The 17,948-nt window shown below is 68.9% G+C and carries 14 protein-coding genes; 8 read left to right on the forward strand and 6 right to left on the reverse strand.

Features of this window, described 5'->3' with window-relative positions:
• The first annotated feature begins 67 nt into the window (after positions 1 to 67).
• Positions 68 to 1,963: a glycoside hydrolase family 15 protein gene (locus tag BUF17_RS06815; protein WP_073626850.1), complete on the forward strand. Its 1,896-nt coding sequence runs from the start codon at positions 68 to 70 to the stop codon at positions 1,961 to 1,963.
• Here BUF17_RS06815 and BUF17_RS06820 read toward each other — a convergent pair.
• Positions 1,945 to 2,745: a carbon-nitrogen hydrolase family protein gene (locus BUF17_RS06820; protein ID WP_342185831.1), complete on the reverse strand. Its 801-nt coding sequence runs from the start codon at positions 2,743 to 2,745 to the stop codon at positions 1,945 to 1,947. The two genes, BUF17_RS06815 and BUF17_RS06820, sit on opposite strands and share 19 nt — an antisense overlap.
• A gap of 13 nt (positions 2,746 to 2,758) precedes the next feature.
• Positions 2,759 to 3,619: a helix-turn-helix transcriptional regulator gene (locus BUF17_RS06825; RefSeq protein WP_210215401.1), complete on the reverse strand. Its 861-nt coding sequence runs from the start codon at positions 3,617 to 3,619 to the stop codon at positions 2,759 to 2,761.
• A gap of 89 nt (positions 3,620 to 3,708) precedes the next feature.
• Here BUF17_RS06825 and BUF17_RS06830 point away from each other — a divergent pair, with 89 nt between their 5' ends.
• The 6 genes from BUF17_RS06830 to BUF17_RS06855 all read left to right on the forward strand — a co-directional run bounded on the left by BUF17_RS06830 (position 3,709) and on the right by BUF17_RS06855 (position 10,435).
• Positions 3,709 to 5,070: a glutamine synthetase family protein gene (locus BUF17_RS06830; protein WP_073626853.1), complete on the forward strand. Its 1,362-nt coding sequence runs from the start codon at positions 3,709 to 3,711 to the stop codon at positions 5,068 to 5,070.
• Between the two features lie 79 nt (positions 5,071 to 5,149).
• Complete coding sequence (locus BUF17_RS06835) at positions 5,150 to 6,319, forward strand: ABC transporter substrate-binding protein (RefSeq protein ID WP_084564162.1); 1,170 nt, start codon at positions 5,150 to 5,152, stop codon at positions 6,317 to 6,319.
• A 92-nt stretch (positions 6,320 to 6,411) separates the two neighbouring features.
• On the forward strand, positions 6,412 to 7,509 hold the full coding sequence (locus BUF17_RS06840; RefSeq protein ID WP_175563632.1) for an ABC transporter ATP-binding protein: 1,098 nt from the start codon (positions 6,412 to 6,414) through the stop codon (positions 7,507 to 7,509).
• A gap of 4 nt (positions 7,510 to 7,513) precedes the next feature.
• Entirely contained in the window at positions 7,514 to 8,383 is an 870-nt protein-coding gene (locus tag BUF17_RS06845) for an ABC transporter permease (RefSeq protein ID WP_073626855.1), read from the forward strand.
• Positions 8,384 to 8,397: 14 nt separating this feature from the next.
• Positions 8,398 to 9,231 (forward strand): ABC transporter permease, encoded by an 834-nt coding sequence (locus BUF17_RS06850; protein WP_073626856.1) that lies wholly within the window; start codon positions 8,398 to 8,400, stop codon positions 9,229 to 9,231.
• A gap of 28 nt (positions 9,232 to 9,259) precedes the next feature.
• Entirely contained in the window at positions 9,260 to 10,435 is a 1,176-nt protein-coding gene (locus tag BUF17_RS06855) for an iron-containing alcohol dehydrogenase (protein WP_073626857.1), read from the forward strand.
• 25 nt (positions 10,436 to 10,460) lie between these two features.
• Here the strand turns inward: BUF17_RS06855 and BUF17_RS06860 are convergent, their stop codons facing one another.
• The 4 genes from BUF17_RS06860 to BUF17_RS06875 form a co-directional block, all read right to left on the reverse strand.
• Positions 10,461 to 11,453 (reverse strand): antibiotic biosynthesis monooxygenase, encoded by a 993-nt coding sequence (locus BUF17_RS06860; RefSeq protein WP_073626858.1) that lies wholly within the window; start codon positions 11,451 to 11,453, stop codon positions 10,461 to 10,463.
• A gap of 28 nt (positions 11,454 to 11,481) precedes the next feature.
• Complete coding sequence (guaD, locus tag BUF17_RS06865) at positions 11,482 to 12,879, reverse strand: guanine deaminase (RefSeq protein ID WP_073626859.1); 1,398 nt, start codon at positions 12,877 to 12,879, stop codon at positions 11,482 to 11,484.
• 17 nt (positions 12,880 to 12,896) lie between these two features.
• Positions 12,897 to 14,195 carry a multidrug effflux MFS transporter gene (locus tag BUF17_RS06870; RefSeq protein ID WP_084564166.1) on the reverse strand — a complete coding sequence of 433 codons (1,299 nt, stop codon included), beginning with the start codon at positions 14,193 to 14,195 and terminating at the stop codon, positions 12,897 to 12,899.
• 189 nt (positions 14,196 to 14,384) lie between these two features.
• On the reverse strand, positions 14,385 to 15,878 hold the full coding sequence (locus BUF17_RS06875) for a carboxypeptidase M32 (RefSeq protein ID WP_073626861.1): 1,494 nt from the start codon (positions 15,876 to 15,878) through the stop codon (positions 14,385 to 14,387).
• A 295-nt stretch (positions 15,879 to 16,173) separates the two neighbouring features.
• Here BUF17_RS06875 and BUF17_RS06880 point away from each other — a divergent pair, with 295 nt between their 5' ends.
• Entirely contained in the window at positions 16,174 to 17,901 is a 1,728-nt protein-coding gene (locus BUF17_RS06880) for a cation:proton antiporter domain-containing protein (protein WP_073626863.1), read from the forward strand.
• Positions 17,902 to 17,948: the final 47 nt, after the last annotated feature.

The raw sequence follows: 17,948 nt of genomic DNA on the forward strand, positions 1-17,948 counted from the left end.
TTCACGGGTGCCTGACAGCCGCGGCAGGACGGTCCTTCCCACCCCGAACCATGCCGCGAGGATTCCGTTGACTTCGCCCATCGAAGACTATGCCTTGATCGGCGACTGCAAGACTGCCGCGCTCGTCTCGCGTGACGGTTCCATCGACTGGCTCTGCCTTCCGCGCTTCGATGCCGCGGCGTGCTTCGCCGCGCTGCTGGGCACGCCGGAAAACGGCCGCTGGCGCATCGCGCCGACCGCTGGCGACGCGCGCATCAGCCGGCGCTACCGGGAAGACACGCTCATTCTCGAGACGACGTTCGAGACGGACACCGGCGTCGCGACGCTGATCGACTTCATGCCGCTCGCCGACGGTTCGTCGACGGTGATGCGCATCGTCGTCGGCGTGCGGGGCCATGTCGAGTTCGAGACCGACTTCGTCGTTCGGTTCGGCTACGGGCATACGGTTCCGTGGGTCACCAACGAGGAGGGCGGCGTCACGTACGCGGTGGCCGGCCCGGACCTCCTCGTGCTGCGAACCCCGGTTCATCTCACCGGCGAGGACATGCACTCGACCGGCACCTTCATGGTGATGGAGGGCGACCGCGTGCCCTTCGCCGTGACCTACGGCACCTCCTATGGCCCGCGCCCCGGGTCTCAGGACGTCGAGGCGGCCCTGTTCGCGACCGAGGCCTACTGGCGCGGGTTCGCCGCGCGCTGCCCGGGCGTCGGGCGCTGGACCGAGACCGTGAAGCGCTCGCTGATCACGCTCAAGGCCCTGACCTACATGCCGACCGGCGGCATCGTCGCCGCGGCCACCACGTCGCTGCCCGAAGCGCTCGGCGGCACCCGGAACTGGGACTACCGGTTCTGCTGGCTGCGCGACGCCACCATGACGCTGATGGCGTTCATGAAGCTCGGCTACTACGAGGAAGCCTCGGCCTGGCGCGAGTGGCTGATGCGCGCCGTCGCCGGTGCCCCGGAGCAGGTGCAGATCATGTACGGCGTCGCCGGCGAGCGCCAGTTGCTCGAATGGGAGGTCTCGTGGCTCGCCGGCTACGGCGGTTCCCGCCCGGTCCGGATCGGCAACGCCGCCGCCGACCAGCTCCAGCTCGACGTCTACGGCGAGGTGGCCGACGCGCTCGCCCAGGCACAGCGCGGCGGGCTCCCCCCGCACCCGCGCACGCGCGCACTCAGCGAGGTCACGCTCAATTTCCTCGAAAAGGTCTGGCGCGAGCCGGACGAGGGCATCTGGGAGGTGCGCGGCGGCCGCCAGCACTTCACCCATTCCAAGGTGATGGCCTGGGTCGCGTTCGACCGTGCCGCAGGGCTCGCCTCCAATTCCAAGCTCGGCCGGACGCTGTCGGCGCGCTGGCGCAAGGTTGCCGACGAGATCCATGCCGATGTCTGCGCCAAGGCGTTCGATCCGGAAATCGGCAGCTTCGTGCAGGCCTACGGCTCCAACGTGCTCGACGCCAGCCTGCTGCAGATTCCGCTCGTGGGCTTCCTGCCGCCGGACGATTCGCGAGTGATCGGAACCGTGCGCGCCATCGAGAGCCGCCTCGTCCAGGACGGGCTGGTGCTGCGCTACGAGACCCATGAGGTCGACGACGGTCTGCCGCCCGGCGAAGGCGCGTTCCTCGCCTGCAGCTTCTGGCTCGCCGACGTCTTGGTGCTGCTCGGCCGCTACGGCGACGCGCAGCGGCTCTATGAGCGCCTCAGCGGGCTGTGCAACGACGTCGGGCTGCTGTCGGAAGAATACGACCCGGTGGCGGGGCGGATGCTCGGCAATTTCCCCCAGGCCTTCAGCCACATCGGGCTGATCAACACCGCTCTGAACCTCGCGCGCCGCACCGGGCCCGCAGAGGAGCGCGTCGCGACCGGCGAGCCTGCCGAGGTGAAGCCGCCCGTCGTCGTGGAGGCGGTGGCAGCGGCTGTCGATCCGGACACGCCGGTCGAGACGCTTCAGTCTGCGAGCCGGTAGAGATCCGGCCGGCGGTCGGCGAGGTACGGGTTTTCCGCCCGGGCCTCGTCGTAGCGGCCGGGCTCGACGCGGGCGAACAGGAGCGCCTCGGCGGCCCCCGCCCGGGCGAGATCCTCGCCGTCGGGGCCGACGATCGCGGAGCCGCCTTCAAGCGCGGTGCCGCGTTCGTCGCCGCAGAGACCGGCATAGGCCACGAAAACGTGGTTCTCCAGCGCGCGCGCGGGGATGACGCTTTTCGACACCCGGCGAGAGGCGGCCCCCGCCGGAAGTGCGGTCGGGACGATCACGAGTTCCGCGCCCTGGAGCGCGAGGCTGCGCACCATTTCCGGGAATTCGACGTCGTAGCAGATCAGCATCCCGACCCTGAAGCCGCGAAAGGCGAACACCGCCGGGGGCGCCGCCGAGGGTGCGAACGCCGCGCGTTCCGCGTCGCCGTAGAGGTGCCCCTTGCGATAGACAATCGGCTCGGCGCCGGGCGCGACGAGAGCGGCGGCATTGAACACCGCCCCGCCCTCGCGCTCCGGAAAGCCGGCGACCACGGCGACGCCGGTTTCCTCGGCGATGGTCTGCACCGCCCCGATCATGGCGCCCGAACGCGGCTCGGCGAGGCGGGCGATGTCGTCGGTGCCGATGGCATAGCCGGTGAGGCTCATCTCCGGCGTCACCAGGAGATCCGCGCCGAATGCCGCCGCGGCGCGCGCGGCCCGGGCGATCGCCGCCAGGTTCTCCGCCGGCTCGCCGGGGCTCGTCTGCATCTGCAACACCGCGATCAGCACGTTCACGTTCCCTGCTGGCTCACCCGATCTGGGCGAGATGGCCGATGAAGCGCGAGAACAGGTCGGCTTGGTTGGAGATGTCAAGCTTCTGATAGATGTTGCGGCGGTGGATCTTCACCGTGCCCGCGCTGATCTTCAGCAGGTCGGCGATGGACGCGTTCGAATGGCCGCGCAGCACGAGCGCGGTGATCTCGATTTCGCGCCGTGTGAGGCGGCCGTCCGCCATCTGGTCGAGCGCGACGCCGATGGGGCCGTCCTTCAGGCCGCCGCCGGCCGGGCCGGGCGACGGCCCGAACCGCGCCGCGACGTCACGCCAGTGGAATTCGGCGAGCCGGCGGACCACCGGCTCCACGGCCTGGAAAATCTGCATGTCCCGGGCGGAGAAGGCCGGCCGGTCGATCGGGCGGGTCACGCTGACGACGAGCGCCGCGCCCGGCGAAGGACGAACGAGAAACCCCACCTCGTCGCGGATGTCGGTGCGCACATAGTGCCGCTTGAAGTACTCCGAATTGTAGAACAGGTCGGGCGCGAGCGTCTTGAGGCGGATGACCCCCGGCCGTTCCGTTCCGACGGCGGCGGCATAGAACGGATCGAGCAGGTAGGGGCCGCGGATATAGTCCTCGATCACCGTGGCGGCACGTTCGGCCTCCATGTTGTGGTCGAGGCAGATGGGCTTCTCCCGGCCGGAATAGGCGAACACCATCGAGATGTCGTAGGCGATCACGGTCTTGAGAGCCGTCTGCAGGGCACGCGGAAAGGCAGGCGTCTGCAACGTCTCCAGCGCCTCGCCGGTCGCGCGGTTCCAGTCCGCCAGCACGGTCCCTGTGGACCGGACTTCCAGCGGGGCAGAGACGGAACGAGCAGTTTCAAGAGGAAACATTTTTTCGCGGTCTATATCTCGGGGGATATTCATAGGCTCGTTCGCCCATCCTAGCCTGTTCTCGCGACGTGATGTGGGAAAGCGATCCGATGGCCGACGGCAACTCGAAACCGGAGCGGGACGAGGCAGCGACAGAACTGCGCGCGCGGCTCGACGCGCTCGGCGCCGAAGACGTGCATCTCGGCCTCATCGACCCGGACGGCGTGTTCCGCCACAAGCAGGTCGGCGCCGCCAAGGCGGTGAAGCTCGCGAAGGACGGCTATCCGTTCTGCGAGGTGCTCTATTGCTGGGATACCGCTGAAAAGACTTACGATTCCGGCGCCTATATCGATCGGCCCGCCAAGCTTTTCCCCGACACGGTGCGGCGCTACCCGTTCGCCGACCGGGCCGCGGTGGTGATCGCCGATTTCGAGGGCGCGTTCGGCGCGCTCTCCGCCCGCAACCAGTGCCTGAGAATGCTGGCGGAACTCGATGCCCTGGGCCTCCGGGCGCTCTCGGCGTTCGAGTTCGAGTTTTTCGTGCTCGACGAGACCCCGGACAGCCTGCGCGCCAAGAATTTCAGCGACCTCAACTTCTTCGCCAAGGCCAACCGCACCTATTCGCTCCAGACGGCGACGCGCCATGGCGCGTTGATCGACGGCCTGCGGCAGACCATGACGACGCTCGGCATCGCCATCGACGCGATCCACACCGAACTCGGCCCCGGTTGCTTCGAGGCACCGCTGACTTACGCGGAAGGCATCAAGGCCGCCGACGACGCAGTCTTGTTCAAGAACTTCGCCCGCAGTTTCTTCCTGCGCAACGACCTCACCGTCGCCTTCATGTCGAAACTGTCGCCGGCCCTCTCCGGCCAGTCCGGCCACCTGCATGTTTCGCTCGTCGACCGCGACGGCCGGCCGGTGTTCCACGACGGTTCCGACCCCGACGGACTGAGCCGGACCGCGCGTCATTTCATCGGCGGCCTTCTGGCGCTGATGCCCGATTTTCTCGCCATGTGTAGCCACACCGTGAACGCCTATAAGCGCATGGTGCCCGGTGCATGGGCGCCTACGGCCGCAAATTGGGGCGTGCAGAACCGAACAGCGGCGGTGCGCGTGATCAACGACACGCCGGCCGCGACCCGGATGGAATTCCGCGTGCCCTCCGCCGACACCAACCCCTACCTGTCGTTCGCCATGTGCCTCGGCGCCGGCCTCTGGGGCATCCGCAACGAGATCGAGCCGCCGGCTGGCCGCACCGACAACCTCTATGCCATGCCGCCCGAACCCTCGGCGGCCTTCCCGACCGACCTCGGCCAGGCCGCGAGCCGCTTCGCGGCCTCCGGCCCCGCCCGCGCCCTCTTCGGCGATGCCTTCGTCGACACCTTCGCCGCGGCCCGCCGCTTCGAGGACGCCGAGTATCGCCGCCATGTGAGTTCGTGGGAGATCGCCCGCTATCTCGAGGTGGTGTGACCGCCCCGACCGGATTCCAACGAGAGCCCACACGGCCTTGCCAGAGACCACCTTGCAGAGACGAGAAGGGAACAGGACGATGACACAGGATCAATCGAAGGGAATGCGTCCGGCATCGATGGGGCCGATCTCCCGCCGGACCATGCTGAGGGGTCTCGGCGCCGGTGCCGCCCTTGCCGCGGGCGGCGCGCTGCCGGGTCTGCCGGGCTTCGGCCGGGGCAGCGCCGCGGCGGCCGAGACGATCAACTACATGTGCTGGGAGGGCTACAATTCCCCGGCCATCCTCGATCCGTTCCAGAAGGCCAACGACGTCTCGATCTCGGTCGACCTGATCACCGATTCGGCCGGCGGTTTCGCCAAGCTCGCGGCCGGCGCCTATCGCGACTTCGACCTCGTGTCGTCGGACGGTCCCTGGATCGCCCGCATGGGACCGGCCGGCATCGCCCGCTATATCGACGACGCCAGCTTCGCCGAGCAGAATGCCGAGTTCTACCCGCAGTTCCGCGCGCCGTTCGCCCCGCTCCAGTTCGAGGGCAAGACCACCGGCCTGCCGACCCGCTGGGGCTGGGTCGGCCCGACGGTCAACACCAAGTTCGACAAGCTGGAGACCTGGTCGAGCTACGCGCCGGTGTTCGATCCGGCCTACCGCGACAAGATCTGCCTGCTCGACTGGGGCGACTGGCCGATCATGCCGCTCGCGCTCTATGCCGGCGTCGATCCCTACAAGGAACTCGACCAGCACGCGCTCGACGAGGTCCGCAAGGTGCTGCGCGCGGCCTTCAAGAACACCCGCGCCATCGTCGCCGACCTCGCGGTCGCGCAGAAGGGCCTGATCGACGGCTCGTTCCGCTGCCTCGTCGGCGGCGGCACCTACTGCACCTCGTCGCTGCGCCTGCAGGGACACGACTACATCCAGTCGATCGTGCCCGAGCCGAAGGACGGCCTGAAGCAGGGCATCATCTGGATGGAGGCGACCGGCCTCACCGACAACGGCAAGCCGGCCGGCGTCGCCGACAAGTTCCTGAAGTACATCGTCTCGCCGGACGTGCAGGTGAAGCTCGCCATCACCGAGGCGACCTGTAATCTGGTGCCGAACCAGAAGGCGGAGGCGCTGTTCACGCCCGAGCAGAAGTCGGCGCTGCAGATGGACTACATGTGGCACGCCTGGGACAACAGCATGTTCCACACCATCGCACCGAACGTCGACGAGATGCTGGCGATCTGGCAGGAAGAACTCGCCGCCCGCTGATCTCCCGCGCCGTCCGGCCCGCCCGCATCGGCCTTGCAGCCGCGGGCGGGCCGTTCGTTCGAACCAGGCCGCAGCACCAGAGGGATTGCCCGTTGCAGACCCCCATCATCGAAGCCACCGGGATCGTCAAGGATTACGGCACCTTCCGCGCGCTCCACTCGGTCTCGCTCGACGTCGGGACCGGCGAGTTCGTGGCGCTCGTCGGACCCTCGGGATGCGGGAAAACCTCGCTTCTGAAGATCGTGGCCGGCTTCGAGGCCCCGACGGAAGGCAGCCTGCGCATCGCCGGCGCCGACATGGCCGGCGTGCCGGCGGCCGGGCGGCCGACGCGCATGGTGTTCCAGAAGCTCGCGCTGTTTCCCCACAAGACGGTGCGCGACAATATCGGCTTTCCCCTGAAGCTCGCCGGCGTGCCGGCGCGCGAGGCGGACGAGCGCATCCGCGCCATGCTCGCGCTGATGCACCTCGATCCGGCCTATCTCGGCCGCTATCCCGCGCAGCTTTCCGGCGGCGAGCAGCAGCGCGTGGCGCTTGCCCGCGCGCTGGTCTCGCGCCCGAGCGTGCTCCTGCTCGACGAGCCGATGAGCGCGCTCGATGCCAAGCTGAAGAAGTCGCTCCAGGCGGAATTGAAGAACCTGCACCGCAATCTCGGCACCTCGTTCGTGCTCGTCACCCACGACCTCGAAGAGGCGATGATGCTGGCCGACCGCATCTGCGTGATGCGCGCCGGCAACGTGCTGCAGGTCGGCACGCCCTCGGAGATCTATTACAGCCCGGTCGATGCATTCGTCGCCGGCTTCATCGGCGACACCAACCTCTTCCCCGTTTCGATCGCACGGCAAGCCGACGGCTCGACGGCATTCCGCTCGCCCGCCATCGAGGCCGCCGATCCCACCGTGCCGGGTGACCGCGTCGCCCCGCGGGTGGCCGGCGGCTCCGCCCTCCTGATGGTGCGGCCGGAGGCAATGCGCTTCGTGACGGCCGGCGCGCCAGCGCCCTTCGCCACGCTTTCCGGCGTCGTCGAGGAATTCTTCATCAAGGGCGCCTCGATCCTCTACCGGGTGCGCGTCGAGGGCCACGCGGTGCCCGTGGTGATGGACCTTTCCGGCACGCCCAATCTGCCCGCCCAGGTGGGCGACGCCGTCACCGTCGGCTTCGACCGCGCCGACTGCTTCATCCTGCAGGAGTGAGCCGATGCGCGTCGAACCGAAATCCTGGCGCGACCCGGCCCTGATCGGCACCACCGTGCCGCTCGCGCTGCTGATGGTGATGTTCTTCCTGGTGCCGCTCGCCATGACGGGCGTTCTGACCTTCCAGACCACGCGCTATTACCGGCTGGTATGGACGTGGGACCTGACGGTGTGGCGGGAGGTTTTCGGCAAACCCTCCTACTGGATCGTGATGCTGCGCACCGTGTGGATGGCGGTCGTCTGCGTCGTGCTCTCGCTCCTGATCGCGCTGCCGGTGGCCTATGCGCTGGCGACCCGGCTGCAGTCGGTGCGCCGCCACGTCACCATCCTCATCACGTTCGCCTTCCTGACGGATGCGGTGCTGAAGACCTTCGGCTGGATCCTGGTGCTCGACCGCAACGGCGTCCTCAACTGGGCGCTCGCCCATGTCGGCTTCCCGCCGCAGATGACGAACCTGCTGTTCACCCCGACCGCGACCCTGATCGGCATGGTCTACAATCTCGCGGTCTACCCGGTGTTCACCCTCTATCTCTCGCTCGTGCGCATCGACCGCGACCTGCAGCTCGCCGCCTACGATGCCGGCGCATCGCGCATCCGGACGTTCTTCGAGATCACGCTGCCGCTGGCGAAGCCCGGGCTCTATGCCGGCGCGGTGCTGGTGTTCGTTCTCAGCCTTGGCGCCTTCCTGGAGCCGAAGGTGATGGGCGGCGGCACGGCGCCGCTCGCCTCGGAACTGATCCGCCAGAGCTTCGAGACGCGGGTGAACTGGCCGCTCGGCGCGGCGCTGACGCTGGTGCTCATCGCCATCGGCGCCCTGTCGCTGGCGCTCTCGGCCGTGGTCGCGCTGCGCCGCCGCGGCACCGGCCGGCCCTGAGGGAGGACGCGCACATGGTTTCAGACCGCTTCAAGAGCGCCCTCATCGACATCGTGCTGGTCGGCTCGGTCGCGCTGCTTCTGGTGTTCTTCTACGTGCCGATCGTCACCCTGGTTGTGTTCTCGTTCACCGGCAGCCGGATGCTGACGCTGCCGATCGAAACGTGGTCGACCGAATGGTACGGGGCGCTGCTCGCCAAGCCCGACTTCCTGCCCGCGCTCACCAACTCCGCCATGGTCGCGGCGATCTCCACCGTATTCGTCACGGTGCTGGGCACGGCCGGGGCGATCGCCTGGATCCGGTTCCGGTTCCGCTTCCAGCAGGCATTCCGGGCGCTGACGTTCGCGCCGCTGCTTTTTCCGCAGCTTCTCCTCGGCGTGGTGATGCTGCTGTGGTTCTCGGTGCTCGGGCAGTGGCTCGGCTTCTCCAACGGCCTGCCGACCATCGTCATCGGCCACATCGTCTACATCACCCCCTTCGCGCTCGTGATCGTGGCGGTGCAGGTGTGGGGCTTCGACGAGACGCTGGAGGACGCCGCGCGCGATGCCGGCGCCAGCGGCTGGGTGGTGTTCCGCGAGATCACGCTGCCGCTGCTGTGGCCCGGCATCTTCTCCGCCGCGAGCTTCGCCTTCCTGCTGTCGTGGGGCAATTTCTACGTGTCCTACAGCCTCGGCGGCACCATCCGCACGCTGCCCACCTTCGTCTATAGCGGGATCGCCGTCGGCTCGTCGCCGATCTATCCCGCGCTCGCCACGCTGAACTGCATCCCGGCCATCGTGCTGGTGGTGGTGGCCGACATCGTCCGCCGCCGCGCCGCCCGCCGCAACCGGCTCGCCCCCGCTGAATGACCCGGCCCGGCCGGACCGAGAGGACGTCATGACTGCCTTTACGCCGTTCGTTTCCGCCAACTGGAGCTTTCCGACCACGGTGCGCTTCGGCGCCGGCCGGATCGCGGACCTGCCGGCCGCGATCGCCGAGCTGGGCGCCCGCCGCCCGCTGGTGGTGACGGACCAGGGCCTCGCCAGGCTGCCGCTCGTCGCCGACATCATGGCACGCTTGAACGCCGCCGGCCTCGACGCCGCGCTGTTCAGCGACGTCAAGCCGAACCCGACCGGCGAGAACGTGGCGGCGGGCGTCGCCGCTCTGAAAGAGGGCGGGCACGATCTCGTGGTGGCGCTCGGCGGGGGCAGCGGCCTCGACGCCGCCAAGGCCATCGCCCTGATGGCCACCCAGAGCCGGCCGCTGTGGGATTTCGAGGATGTGGGCGACAACTGGAAGCGCGTCGACACCTCGCACCTCCTGCCCGTGATCGCGATCCCCACCACCGCCGGGACCGGTTCCGAGCTCGGCCGCTCGTCGGTCATCACCGACACCGCGGGCCAGCGCAAGGTCATCATCTTCCACCCGTGCATGATGCCGGACATCGTCATCATGGATCCCGGCCTGACGGTCGGCCTGCCGGCCGCGATCACGGCGGCGACGGGCATGGATGCGCTCTCCCACGCGCTCGAATCCTACAGCGCGCCGAGCTTCCATCCGATGGCGGAGGGCCTCTCCCTCAACGCGCTGCGCCTCGTCAAGCTGTTCCTGACCCGGGCGGTCGCGGACGGCACCGACATGGAAGCGCGGGCGCAGATGCTGATCGCCTCGGGCATGAGCTGCGTGGCGCTGCAGAAGGGCCTCGGCGCCATCCACGCCCTCGCCCACCCGCTCGGCGCGCTGCACGATGCCCACCACGGCCTGCTGAACGCCGTGCTGATGCCCTATGTGGTGGCGTTCAACCGGCCGGCGATCGAGCCGAAGCTCGTCGACCTCGCCCGCCTCCTCGACCTGCCGTCCCACGACGGCGGCGCGGTGATCGACTGGATCCTGGCGCTCAGAACCGAACTCGGCATTCCCGAGACGCTGGCCGATCTCGGCCTCGGCGAGATCGACCGTCCGCGGATCGTGGAGATGGCGCTCGCCGATCCCTGTGCCGGCGGCAACCCGGTCCCGCTCGATGCCCGCAACACCGCCCGCCTCCTCGACGACGCGATCGAGGGACGGCTGTAAGAACGGGGTCACGGCTGGCGCGGCCTCAGCCGCCCCAGTTCCACGCGAGCAGAGCGGCGTAGCCGGCCATCGAGAGGGCATAAAGCGCGGCGAGCACGGCATAGCCGAGGATGTCGCGCTTCAGGCCGGGTTCCGGCGCCAGCCACCAGCCGAACGCCCGGAAGGCGGCGGGCACCGCCCACCAGCCGAGCAGCTGCGTGCTGACGAGGTTGCCGATGAAGAGCGCCAGCCAGAACGGCATGCCCTTGCCGGTCAGGAGCGGCGTCGAGACGAAGAAGCCCCAGAGATAGACCACCGGATAGAGCACCAGCAGAACGAGCAGGTTGTTCTTGAAGGTCGCCGCCTTGCTCGGCCGCCTGCCGTCCTGGCCCTGGAACCAGAAATCGAAGCCGTAGCTCGTCCGCCGCAGATTGATGTCCGCATTGAAGCGGGCGCCCTTGTCGATCAGCCGCTTCCGCAGCGGCGAGTCCAGCCACGCCGTCAGGTTGGCGTCGCTGTCGAACGACAGGATGATGATCCACTCGTCGTGCACGCCGGGCACCGGGCGCTCGATCTTGTGGCGCAGGAAGCCCTTCACGTCGGCCTCGACGGCCTGGATTTCGCGCTGCCAGGCCAGAAATTCCGTCTCGTGCTCCGGCGCGACGTTGAACGAGATCACCAGCGAGGCGGTGGCCTCCCGCCGCGGTCCGGCGTCGGTCAGGAGATGCACGTCCTCCTGGCCGACGAAGAGGTCGCGCACCTCTGCCACCAGGGCCGCGCAGTCCCGGCTCTGCAGCCACGCGCGTGCCGCTGCGGCATTGGCGAAGCGCTGCACCGCCACCCAGTCCACCTGGGCGGGCGGCGTCGGCGGGATCACCTCCTGCCCCTCGAAGCCCGGCCAGCCCGCCAGCCGTTCCGCGACCTTTCCGAGCCAATGGGCATAGCGGGCATAGCCGGCTTCGGCGATGCGGCGCTGGACCACGAGCGCGACGGGCGCGCCCGGATCCGGGGTGCCCGTCGCGGCGATCTCTTCGGTCATGGCGGCCTCCCTCGCGCCGGCGGCGCGCTCAGCTCTTCTTGTAGAGGCGCTTGCCCATGATCCAGGTCTCGTCGACGGCGCGCTCGTCCGACACCATCATCACGGCGAACAAGAGATCCGCCGCCTCCTCGACCGTCTTCGGCCCGCCGTCGCCGACGACGAGCGACTGGTGCCACGGCTGCGCCATCGGGCCGGCGTTCCAATCGAGCGCGACGAAGTCCGCCTCCTTGCCGGGATTGAAGTTGCCGAGCCGGTCGTCGAGATAGAGCCCCTCCGCCCCGCCGAGGGTGATCGACCAGAAGCCGCGATAGGGCGACATCTTGTTGCGCTCGGCCTCCGCCGCGTCCTGCCGCGAGGGATCGACGCTGCCGTCGAGCAGGGTGTTGTTGCACATCCCGACCTTGTAGGCGTCGTCGAGCACGTTGAGCATCGAGAAGCGGTTGCCGCCGCCCATGTCGGTGCCGAACGACATCCGCACCCGGTGCGCGGGATCGGTGGCACGGCCGATGCGGAACAGGCCGGAACCCAGGAACAGGTTGGAGCACGGGCAGAACACCACCGCCGCCCCGCTCGCCGACATCCGCCTGAACTCGCCGTCGGACAGCCAGACGCCGTGGCCGCCGGAGAATTTCGGCCCGACGAGCCCGTATTTCTCGTAGACGCCGAGATAGTCCTCGGCGCCGGGATGCTGCTCCAGCACGCCGCGGCACTCGGCCGGGTTCTCCGAGATGTGGGTGTTGACCCAGCAGTCCGGATGCTCCTGCTTCAGCTGCTCGCAGCGCTGCAGCAATTCCGGCGAGGCGCCGTAGGCGAAGCGCGGCGTGACGGCATAGAGATTGCGGCCACTGTTGTGATACCGCGCGATCAGGGCCTTGCTGTCGCGATAGAAATTGTCCGGCGTGTCGATGAAATCATCGGGCGCGTTGCGGTCGATGCCGGTCAGGCCGGCGATGACGCGCATGTTACGCCGGGTCGCTTCCTCGAAGAATTCCTCGGTGGAAACCGGCGAGCTCGAGGTGAACGCCTGGCAGGTGGTGGTGCCGGAGGCGAGCAAGAGGTCGAAGAAGCGCTTGGCGCCGTCGCGGGCGTAGTTGCGGTCCTTGTATTTCAGCTCCTCGGGGAAGATCCACTTCTGCAGCCACGGCAGGAGCTGCTCGCCATAGGCGCCGAGCACGCGGGTCTGCGGGAAATGGATGTGGCCGTCGATGAAGCCCGGCAGGATGATCCGCCCCTCGATGGCGGTGATCTCCAGCCCCGCGTGGCGGGGCGCCACGGCATCGTAGGCGCCGAAATCGGTGATGATGCCGTCCTCGACGACGAGCAGGCCGTCGGCGTGGAAGCGGGCCGCGTCCTGTTCGCGGCCGAGGTGCTTCCACGGATCGTCGATGAAGTCGAAGAACGTGCCGCGAATGCCGGTGGCGCCCATGACGCTGAATGTCCCCGTTAAGGTGTCGTTGCTTGTTGGTGCGAAGCGGCCCTCGGCAGGCCCGCGAACAGGAGCCCGCCGGCGACGATGCCGAGGACGACGAACAGTCCGCCCATCGGCCCCGGCGAATGATCCGGCAATGCCGCGGCGACGGCCATCGCCCCGCTCACGATGAAGTAGCAGGCCGCCGTGGTCATGCCGCCGATCAGGCCGAGATTGCGGTCGAACAGACCGAGCGTCATGCCATACATCAGCGGGCACAGGAGACCGCACGCGGCGAGCACCAGCGCGCAGCCGAGGGACAGCGAGACGATCTCCGTCCCCCACGCCAGCCCGAACAGGAACAGCGCCAGGGCGCCGAGCATATAGACGCCGAACACGGCGAACCCCAGCCGCCGCGGCGTCGCGCGGCCCGCGAAATAGGAGCAGCCGAGTTCCCCGGCGAGATTGGCGCCGCCCAGAAGGAAGGCGACGATGCCGTAGCCGGCGGGCGAGAAGCCGAGGCCGTCCTGATAGAGGAAGGGCGCGACGACACCGACGACGAGCTGCGCGCTCGCCATCGCGCCGAACACCAGCGTGTAGCAGACGAAGCTGCGGTTGGAGAGCGCGGTGCCGGCGACCGACAGCGTCTTGCGGAGATCGACCGGCGTGCGGCGCGCGGGCGCCAGCGTTTCCGGCAGGCCGAAATAGACCGCGACCGTCACCACCGCCGCCATGGCCCCGATCAGGACGAAGATCATGCGCCACGACATCACGTCGACCAGCAGGCCGCCGACCGCAGGGGCGAGCACCGGGGCGAGCCCCCAGGCGGCGCCGAGCAGGCCGACGACCGAGGTGAGCTTCGCGCCGCGAAAAACGTCCGCCGCGATGGCATAGCCGACCACGAGGCAGACCGAGCCGCCGAGGCCCTGGACGAAGCGGAAGGCGAGCATCCATTCCGCGCTGGCGGCGAGCGCACAGGCCGCGCTCATCGCGATCAGCAGGACCATGCCGGCGAGCACCACCACGCGCCGCCCGAACGCATCCGCGAGAAGCCCCGCCGGCACGAGCGCGAAGCTCATGCCGAGCATGTAGGCCGTCACCGTGTTCTGGATCAGCGTCGGATTGGCATTCAGCGCCTCGACCATCTGCGGCAGGGCGGGCGAATAGGCATCGAGCGGGATCTGGCTGAAGGGCACGAGCGCCAGCAACAGCACGATCAGGCGGCCGGCCTTGACCGGGACCGCAGCGGGCACGCCATCCGCGTCGCCGCCGCCGGTCACCCGGACCTCCGGCGAGGCCGCAGCGGCCCCGGCGGAGGGGTGCTCTGTCGCCATGCGGTTCCCCCCAGCGCGGCGCCATCCCCATGGCGCCATGAGCCTGTATGTCCGGCGCCTGTACGTGCAGAGCCTGTATCGTCCGGAGCGAACCACGATCCGGACGGAAAGCGCTTTCGCCGTGGGGCAGTCTAGGCACGCGACGTTGGCGCCGTCCAATCGAATCTCCGCCGCAGATGATGAGCCGGCTCAGGCCTCGTCGAGATAACGCCGATGGAGATGCGCCTTGAACACCGAGGCGTCGAGCGGCCGGCCGGTGGCGCGGGTCAGCAGCTCGGGGGTTTCGTAGAGCGAGCCGAGGCCATGGACATGGGTCCGCAGCCAGCCGACGAGCGGGCCGAAATCGCCCCCGGCGATCGCCTCCATGATGCCGGGGTCCGCCTGCCGCGCCGCATCGAACAGCTGCGCCGCGGTCATGGCGCCGAGGGTGTAGGTCGGGAAATAGCCCCAGCCACCGCTCGGCCAGTGCACGTCCTGCAGGCAGCCGAGTCGGTCGTTCGGCGGGACGATGCCGAGAAGCGCCGCCATGCCGGCGTTCCAGGCCGCCGGCAGTTCGGAGAGCGGCATCTGATCGGCGATCAGCGCCTTCTCGATGCGGTAGCGCAGGATGACGTGGGCGGGATAGGTGACCTCGTCGGCCTCGACGCGGATGAAGCCGGGCGCGACGCGGGTGAACCGCCGGCGCAGCGCCTCCGCCTCCCACGCGGGGCCGGAGCGGCCGAACGCCTCGCGCAGCACGGGCGCGGCGAACGCCAGGAACGCGGCGCTGCGACAGGCCTGCATCTCCATCAGCAGCGACTGGCTCTCGTGGATGCTCATGCCGCGGGCGCGGCCGACCGGCTGCGCCATCCAGGCCGCCGGGCGACCCTGCTCATAGAGCGCATGACCGGTCTCGTGCAGCACGCCCATCAGCGCGCTCGCGAAATCGGCCTCGTCGTAGCGGGTGGTGATGCGGACGTCGTCGTCCGCGCCGCCGCAGAACGGATGGGTGGAGACGTCGAGCCGTCCGCGGGTGAAGTCGAAGCCGAGCGCCGCCATCATCCTGAGGCCGAGGGCGCGCTGGGTTTCCACCGGAAACGGACCTTCGAGCGGCGGATCGGCCGGCCGGCGCGCCTGCCGTTCCATCACCTCGGCGGTGAAGCCCGGCAGGAAGGCGGCGAGATCGTCGAACAGGAGATCGATGTCCGCCGAGCGACCGCCGGGCTCGTAGTCGTTGAGGAGAGCGTCATAGGGCGAGAGCCCCAGCCGCTCGCCCTTGGCGACCGCGATCTCGCGCTGGAGGCGCAGCACCTCGGCAAGGCGCGGCAGCAGGGCCGGAAAGTCGGAAGCCGCGCGCGCCTGGCGCCACGCCATCTCGCACGCGGCGACGGCCCGGGCGGACGCGGCGACGAGATCGGCCGGCAGCGCGGTCTCGACCGTCCAGATGCGGCGGATCTCGCGCAGGTTCGCCCGCTCCCAGACGCCGAGGCCGGTATCGGCCTCCGCCGACGCGATCAGGTCGCCGAGACGCGGATCGGTCGTCATGCCGTGACGCAGCACGTTCAACGCCGCGAGGCTTTCACCACGCCGGGCCGAGGCACCGACCGGCATCATCACGTCGTTGTCCCATTGCAGGATGCCGAGGGCATCCGACACCGCTGCGATCCGGCCGAAATGGTCCGAAAGATCCTGATAGGCGGTCATGACGTTCGTTCCGGTCCGTTCGCAGAGGCGGGCGTTCTGGTGGAAATGCCTGAGAAAAGATTCGCGCCCGCGATTGTGACCGCCGCGGCTCCCGCCGGCAATTTCCAAACGGCTCCGGCCGGTTCGCGGCCGCGAGGCGACGCAGAACTGCAACGACGGACCGCGTTGTCGCCGGAAGCGGCGAAAATATGGCCGCGACGCCGGCGATGCCCTTGCGACGACGGCCTTCAGGCGGCATTCAGACCGGAGCCGGCCTGGCAGGCGGCGACGCGCATCACGTTCCGGGAACCGGCCAATGCATCACGACGTCACTCTCATTGCGATGCTCGCCATCGGCTTCGTGTTCGCCTTCGTGTTCGGCTATATCGCCGACCGGCTGCGCCTGCCGCCGCTCGTGGGCTACCTGATCGCCGGCGTGATGATGGGACCGTTCACGCCCGGGTTCGTGGCGGACGCCGGGCTGGCGAGCGAACTGTCCGAGATGGGCGTCATCCTCCTGATGTTCGGCGTCGGCCTGCACTTCTCGGCCGCCGACCTGCTCGCGGTCCGCGGGGTGGCGGTCCCGGGCGCGGTCGGCCAGATCCTGCTCGCGACGCTGCTCGGCATCGGCATGTGCCTGTCCTGGGGCTGGAGCCTCGGTGCCGGCATCGTCGTCGGCCTCAGCCTTTCGGTCGCGAGCACGGTCGTGCTTCTGAAGGCGCTGGAGGAGCGCAACCTGGTCGATACGGCGAACGGCCGCGTCGCGGTCGGCTGGCTGATCGTGGAAGACCTCGCCATGGTGCTGGCGCTGGTGCTGCTGCCGGCCTTCGCCGGCGTGCTCGGCGGCCACGAGAGTGCCGGGGCTGCCGGCCACGGCGCTGCGGGCGACGCGCAGCCGATCCTCCTCACCATCGCCATCACGCTCGGCAAGGTTGCCGCCTTCGCCGCCCTCGCCATCACCCTCGGCCCGAAGGTGGTGCCATGGATCCTCGCCCGGGTCGCGCGCACCGGCTCGCGCGAGCTGTTCACGCTCTCCGTGCTCGCCATCGCCCTCGGCATCGCCTACGGCTCGGCGGCCGTGTTCGGCGTGTCCTTCGCGCTCGGCGCGTTCTTCGCCGGCGTCGTGCTCAGCGAGTCCCATTTCAGCCACCGGGCCGCCGCCGATTCCCTGCCGCTGCAGGACGCCTTCTCGGTGCTGTTCTTCATCTCGGTCGGCATGCTGTTCGACCCCTCGATCCTGATCCGCGAGCCTGATGCGGTGCTGGGCGTGCTCGCGCTCATCATCGTCGGCAAGGGCGTGATCGCGTTCGGCATCGTGCTCGCGCTCGGCTATCCCGTCTCGACCGGCCTGATGGTTTCGGCCGGCCTCGCCCAGATCGGCGAGTTCTCGTTCATCCTGCTCGCCCTCGGCATCTCCTACGGCCTGATGCCGCCAGAGGGCCGCGACCTCGTGCTCGCCGGCTCCATCCTGTCGATCATCCTCAACCCGGCAGTGTTCTTCGTCACGGGAATGCTGCAGAAGCGGTTCGCCCCCGCACCCGGCAAGCCCTTCTTCGGCGAAAAGCGCTTCCACGCGCTTGAGAAGGACCTCGCGCGCAACAAGGCCCGCGGCGAGGAGCGGGAACATGCCCGCAAGCTGGAGATCGAGGAACTCATCAAGACGTTCCCGATGCTGTCGCTGATCGACGAGCACGATCAGGATTCGCTCTTGCTGCTGTTCCGGCCGAAATCCGCCTCGCCCGGGCAGCGCGTGATCCGCAAGGGCGACCGGGGCGACGCGATGTATTTCATCTCCTCGGGTGCGGTGGAGGTGCAGGTGGGCGACCACCGCATTCCCCTCCAGGCCGGAGCGATCTTCGGCGAAATGGCGCTTCTCTCCGGCGAGCGGCGTACCGCCGACGTGACCGCGGTCGATTTCTGCCAGTTCCAGGTTCTCGACCGGCGGGATTTCAACCAGTTCATGACCCGCCACCCGGCGTTGCGCGCGGCCATCGACCGCATGGCGACCGAACGGCGCGCCATGAACCGCGCCGAGACGGCCTGACGTGCGCCACACCCGAGCGGCCGGGACGCAGCGTCCGGCTCTCAACT

Origin of the sequence: Pseudoxanthobacter soli DSM 19599 (genome assembly GCF_900148505.1) — a bacterium.
Classification (GTDB): domain Bacteria; phylum Pseudomonadota; class Alphaproteobacteria; order Rhizobiales; family Segnochrobactraceae; genus Pseudoxanthobacter; species Pseudoxanthobacter soli.

Bases quoted from the DNA above. Each gene is read 5' to 3' on its own strand.
- BUF17_RS06830 (WP_073626853.1), top strand. From the start codon at position 3,709: ATGGCCGACGGCAACTCGAAACCGGAGCGGGACGAGGCAGCGACAGAA.
- BUF17_RS06850 (WP_073626856.1), top strand. From the start codon at position 8,398: ATGGTTTCAGACCGCTTCAAGAGCGCCCTCATCGACATCGTGCTGGTC.
- BUF17_RS06860 (WP_073626858.1), bottom strand. From the start codon at position 11,453: ATGACCGAAGAGATCGCCGCGACGGGCACCCCGGATCCGGGCGCGCCC.
- BUF17_RS06835 (WP_084564162.1), top strand. From the start codon at position 5,150: ATGACACAGGATCAATCGAAGGGAATGCGTCCGGCATCGATGGGGCCG.
- BUF17_RS06825 (WP_210215401.1), bottom strand. From the start codon at position 3,619: ATGTTTCCTCTTGAAACTGCTCGTTCCGTCTCTGCCCCGCTGGAAGTC.
- BUF17_RS06870 (WP_084564166.1), bottom strand. From the start codon at position 14,195: ATGGCGACAGAGCACCCCTCCGCCGGGGCCGCTGCGGCCTCGCCGGAG.
- BUF17_RS06845 (WP_073626855.1), top strand. From the start codon at position 7,514: ATGCGCGTCGAACCGAAATCCTGGCGCGACCCGGCCCTGATCGGCACC.
- BUF17_RS06875 (WP_073626861.1), bottom strand. From the start codon at position 15,878: ATGACCGCCTATCAGGATCTTTCGGACCATTTCGGCCGGATCGCAGCG.
- BUF17_RS06855 (WP_073626857.1), top strand. From the start codon at position 9,260: ATGACTGCCTTTACGCCGTTCGTTTCCGCCAACTGGAGCTTTCCGACC.
- BUF17_RS06880 (WP_073626863.1), top strand. From the start codon at position 16,174: ATGCATCACGACGTCACTCTCATTGCGATGCTCGCCATCGGCTTCGTG.
- guaD (WP_073626859.1), bottom strand. From the start codon at position 12,879: ATGGGCGCCACCGGCATTCGCGGCACGTTCTTCGACTTCATCGACGAT.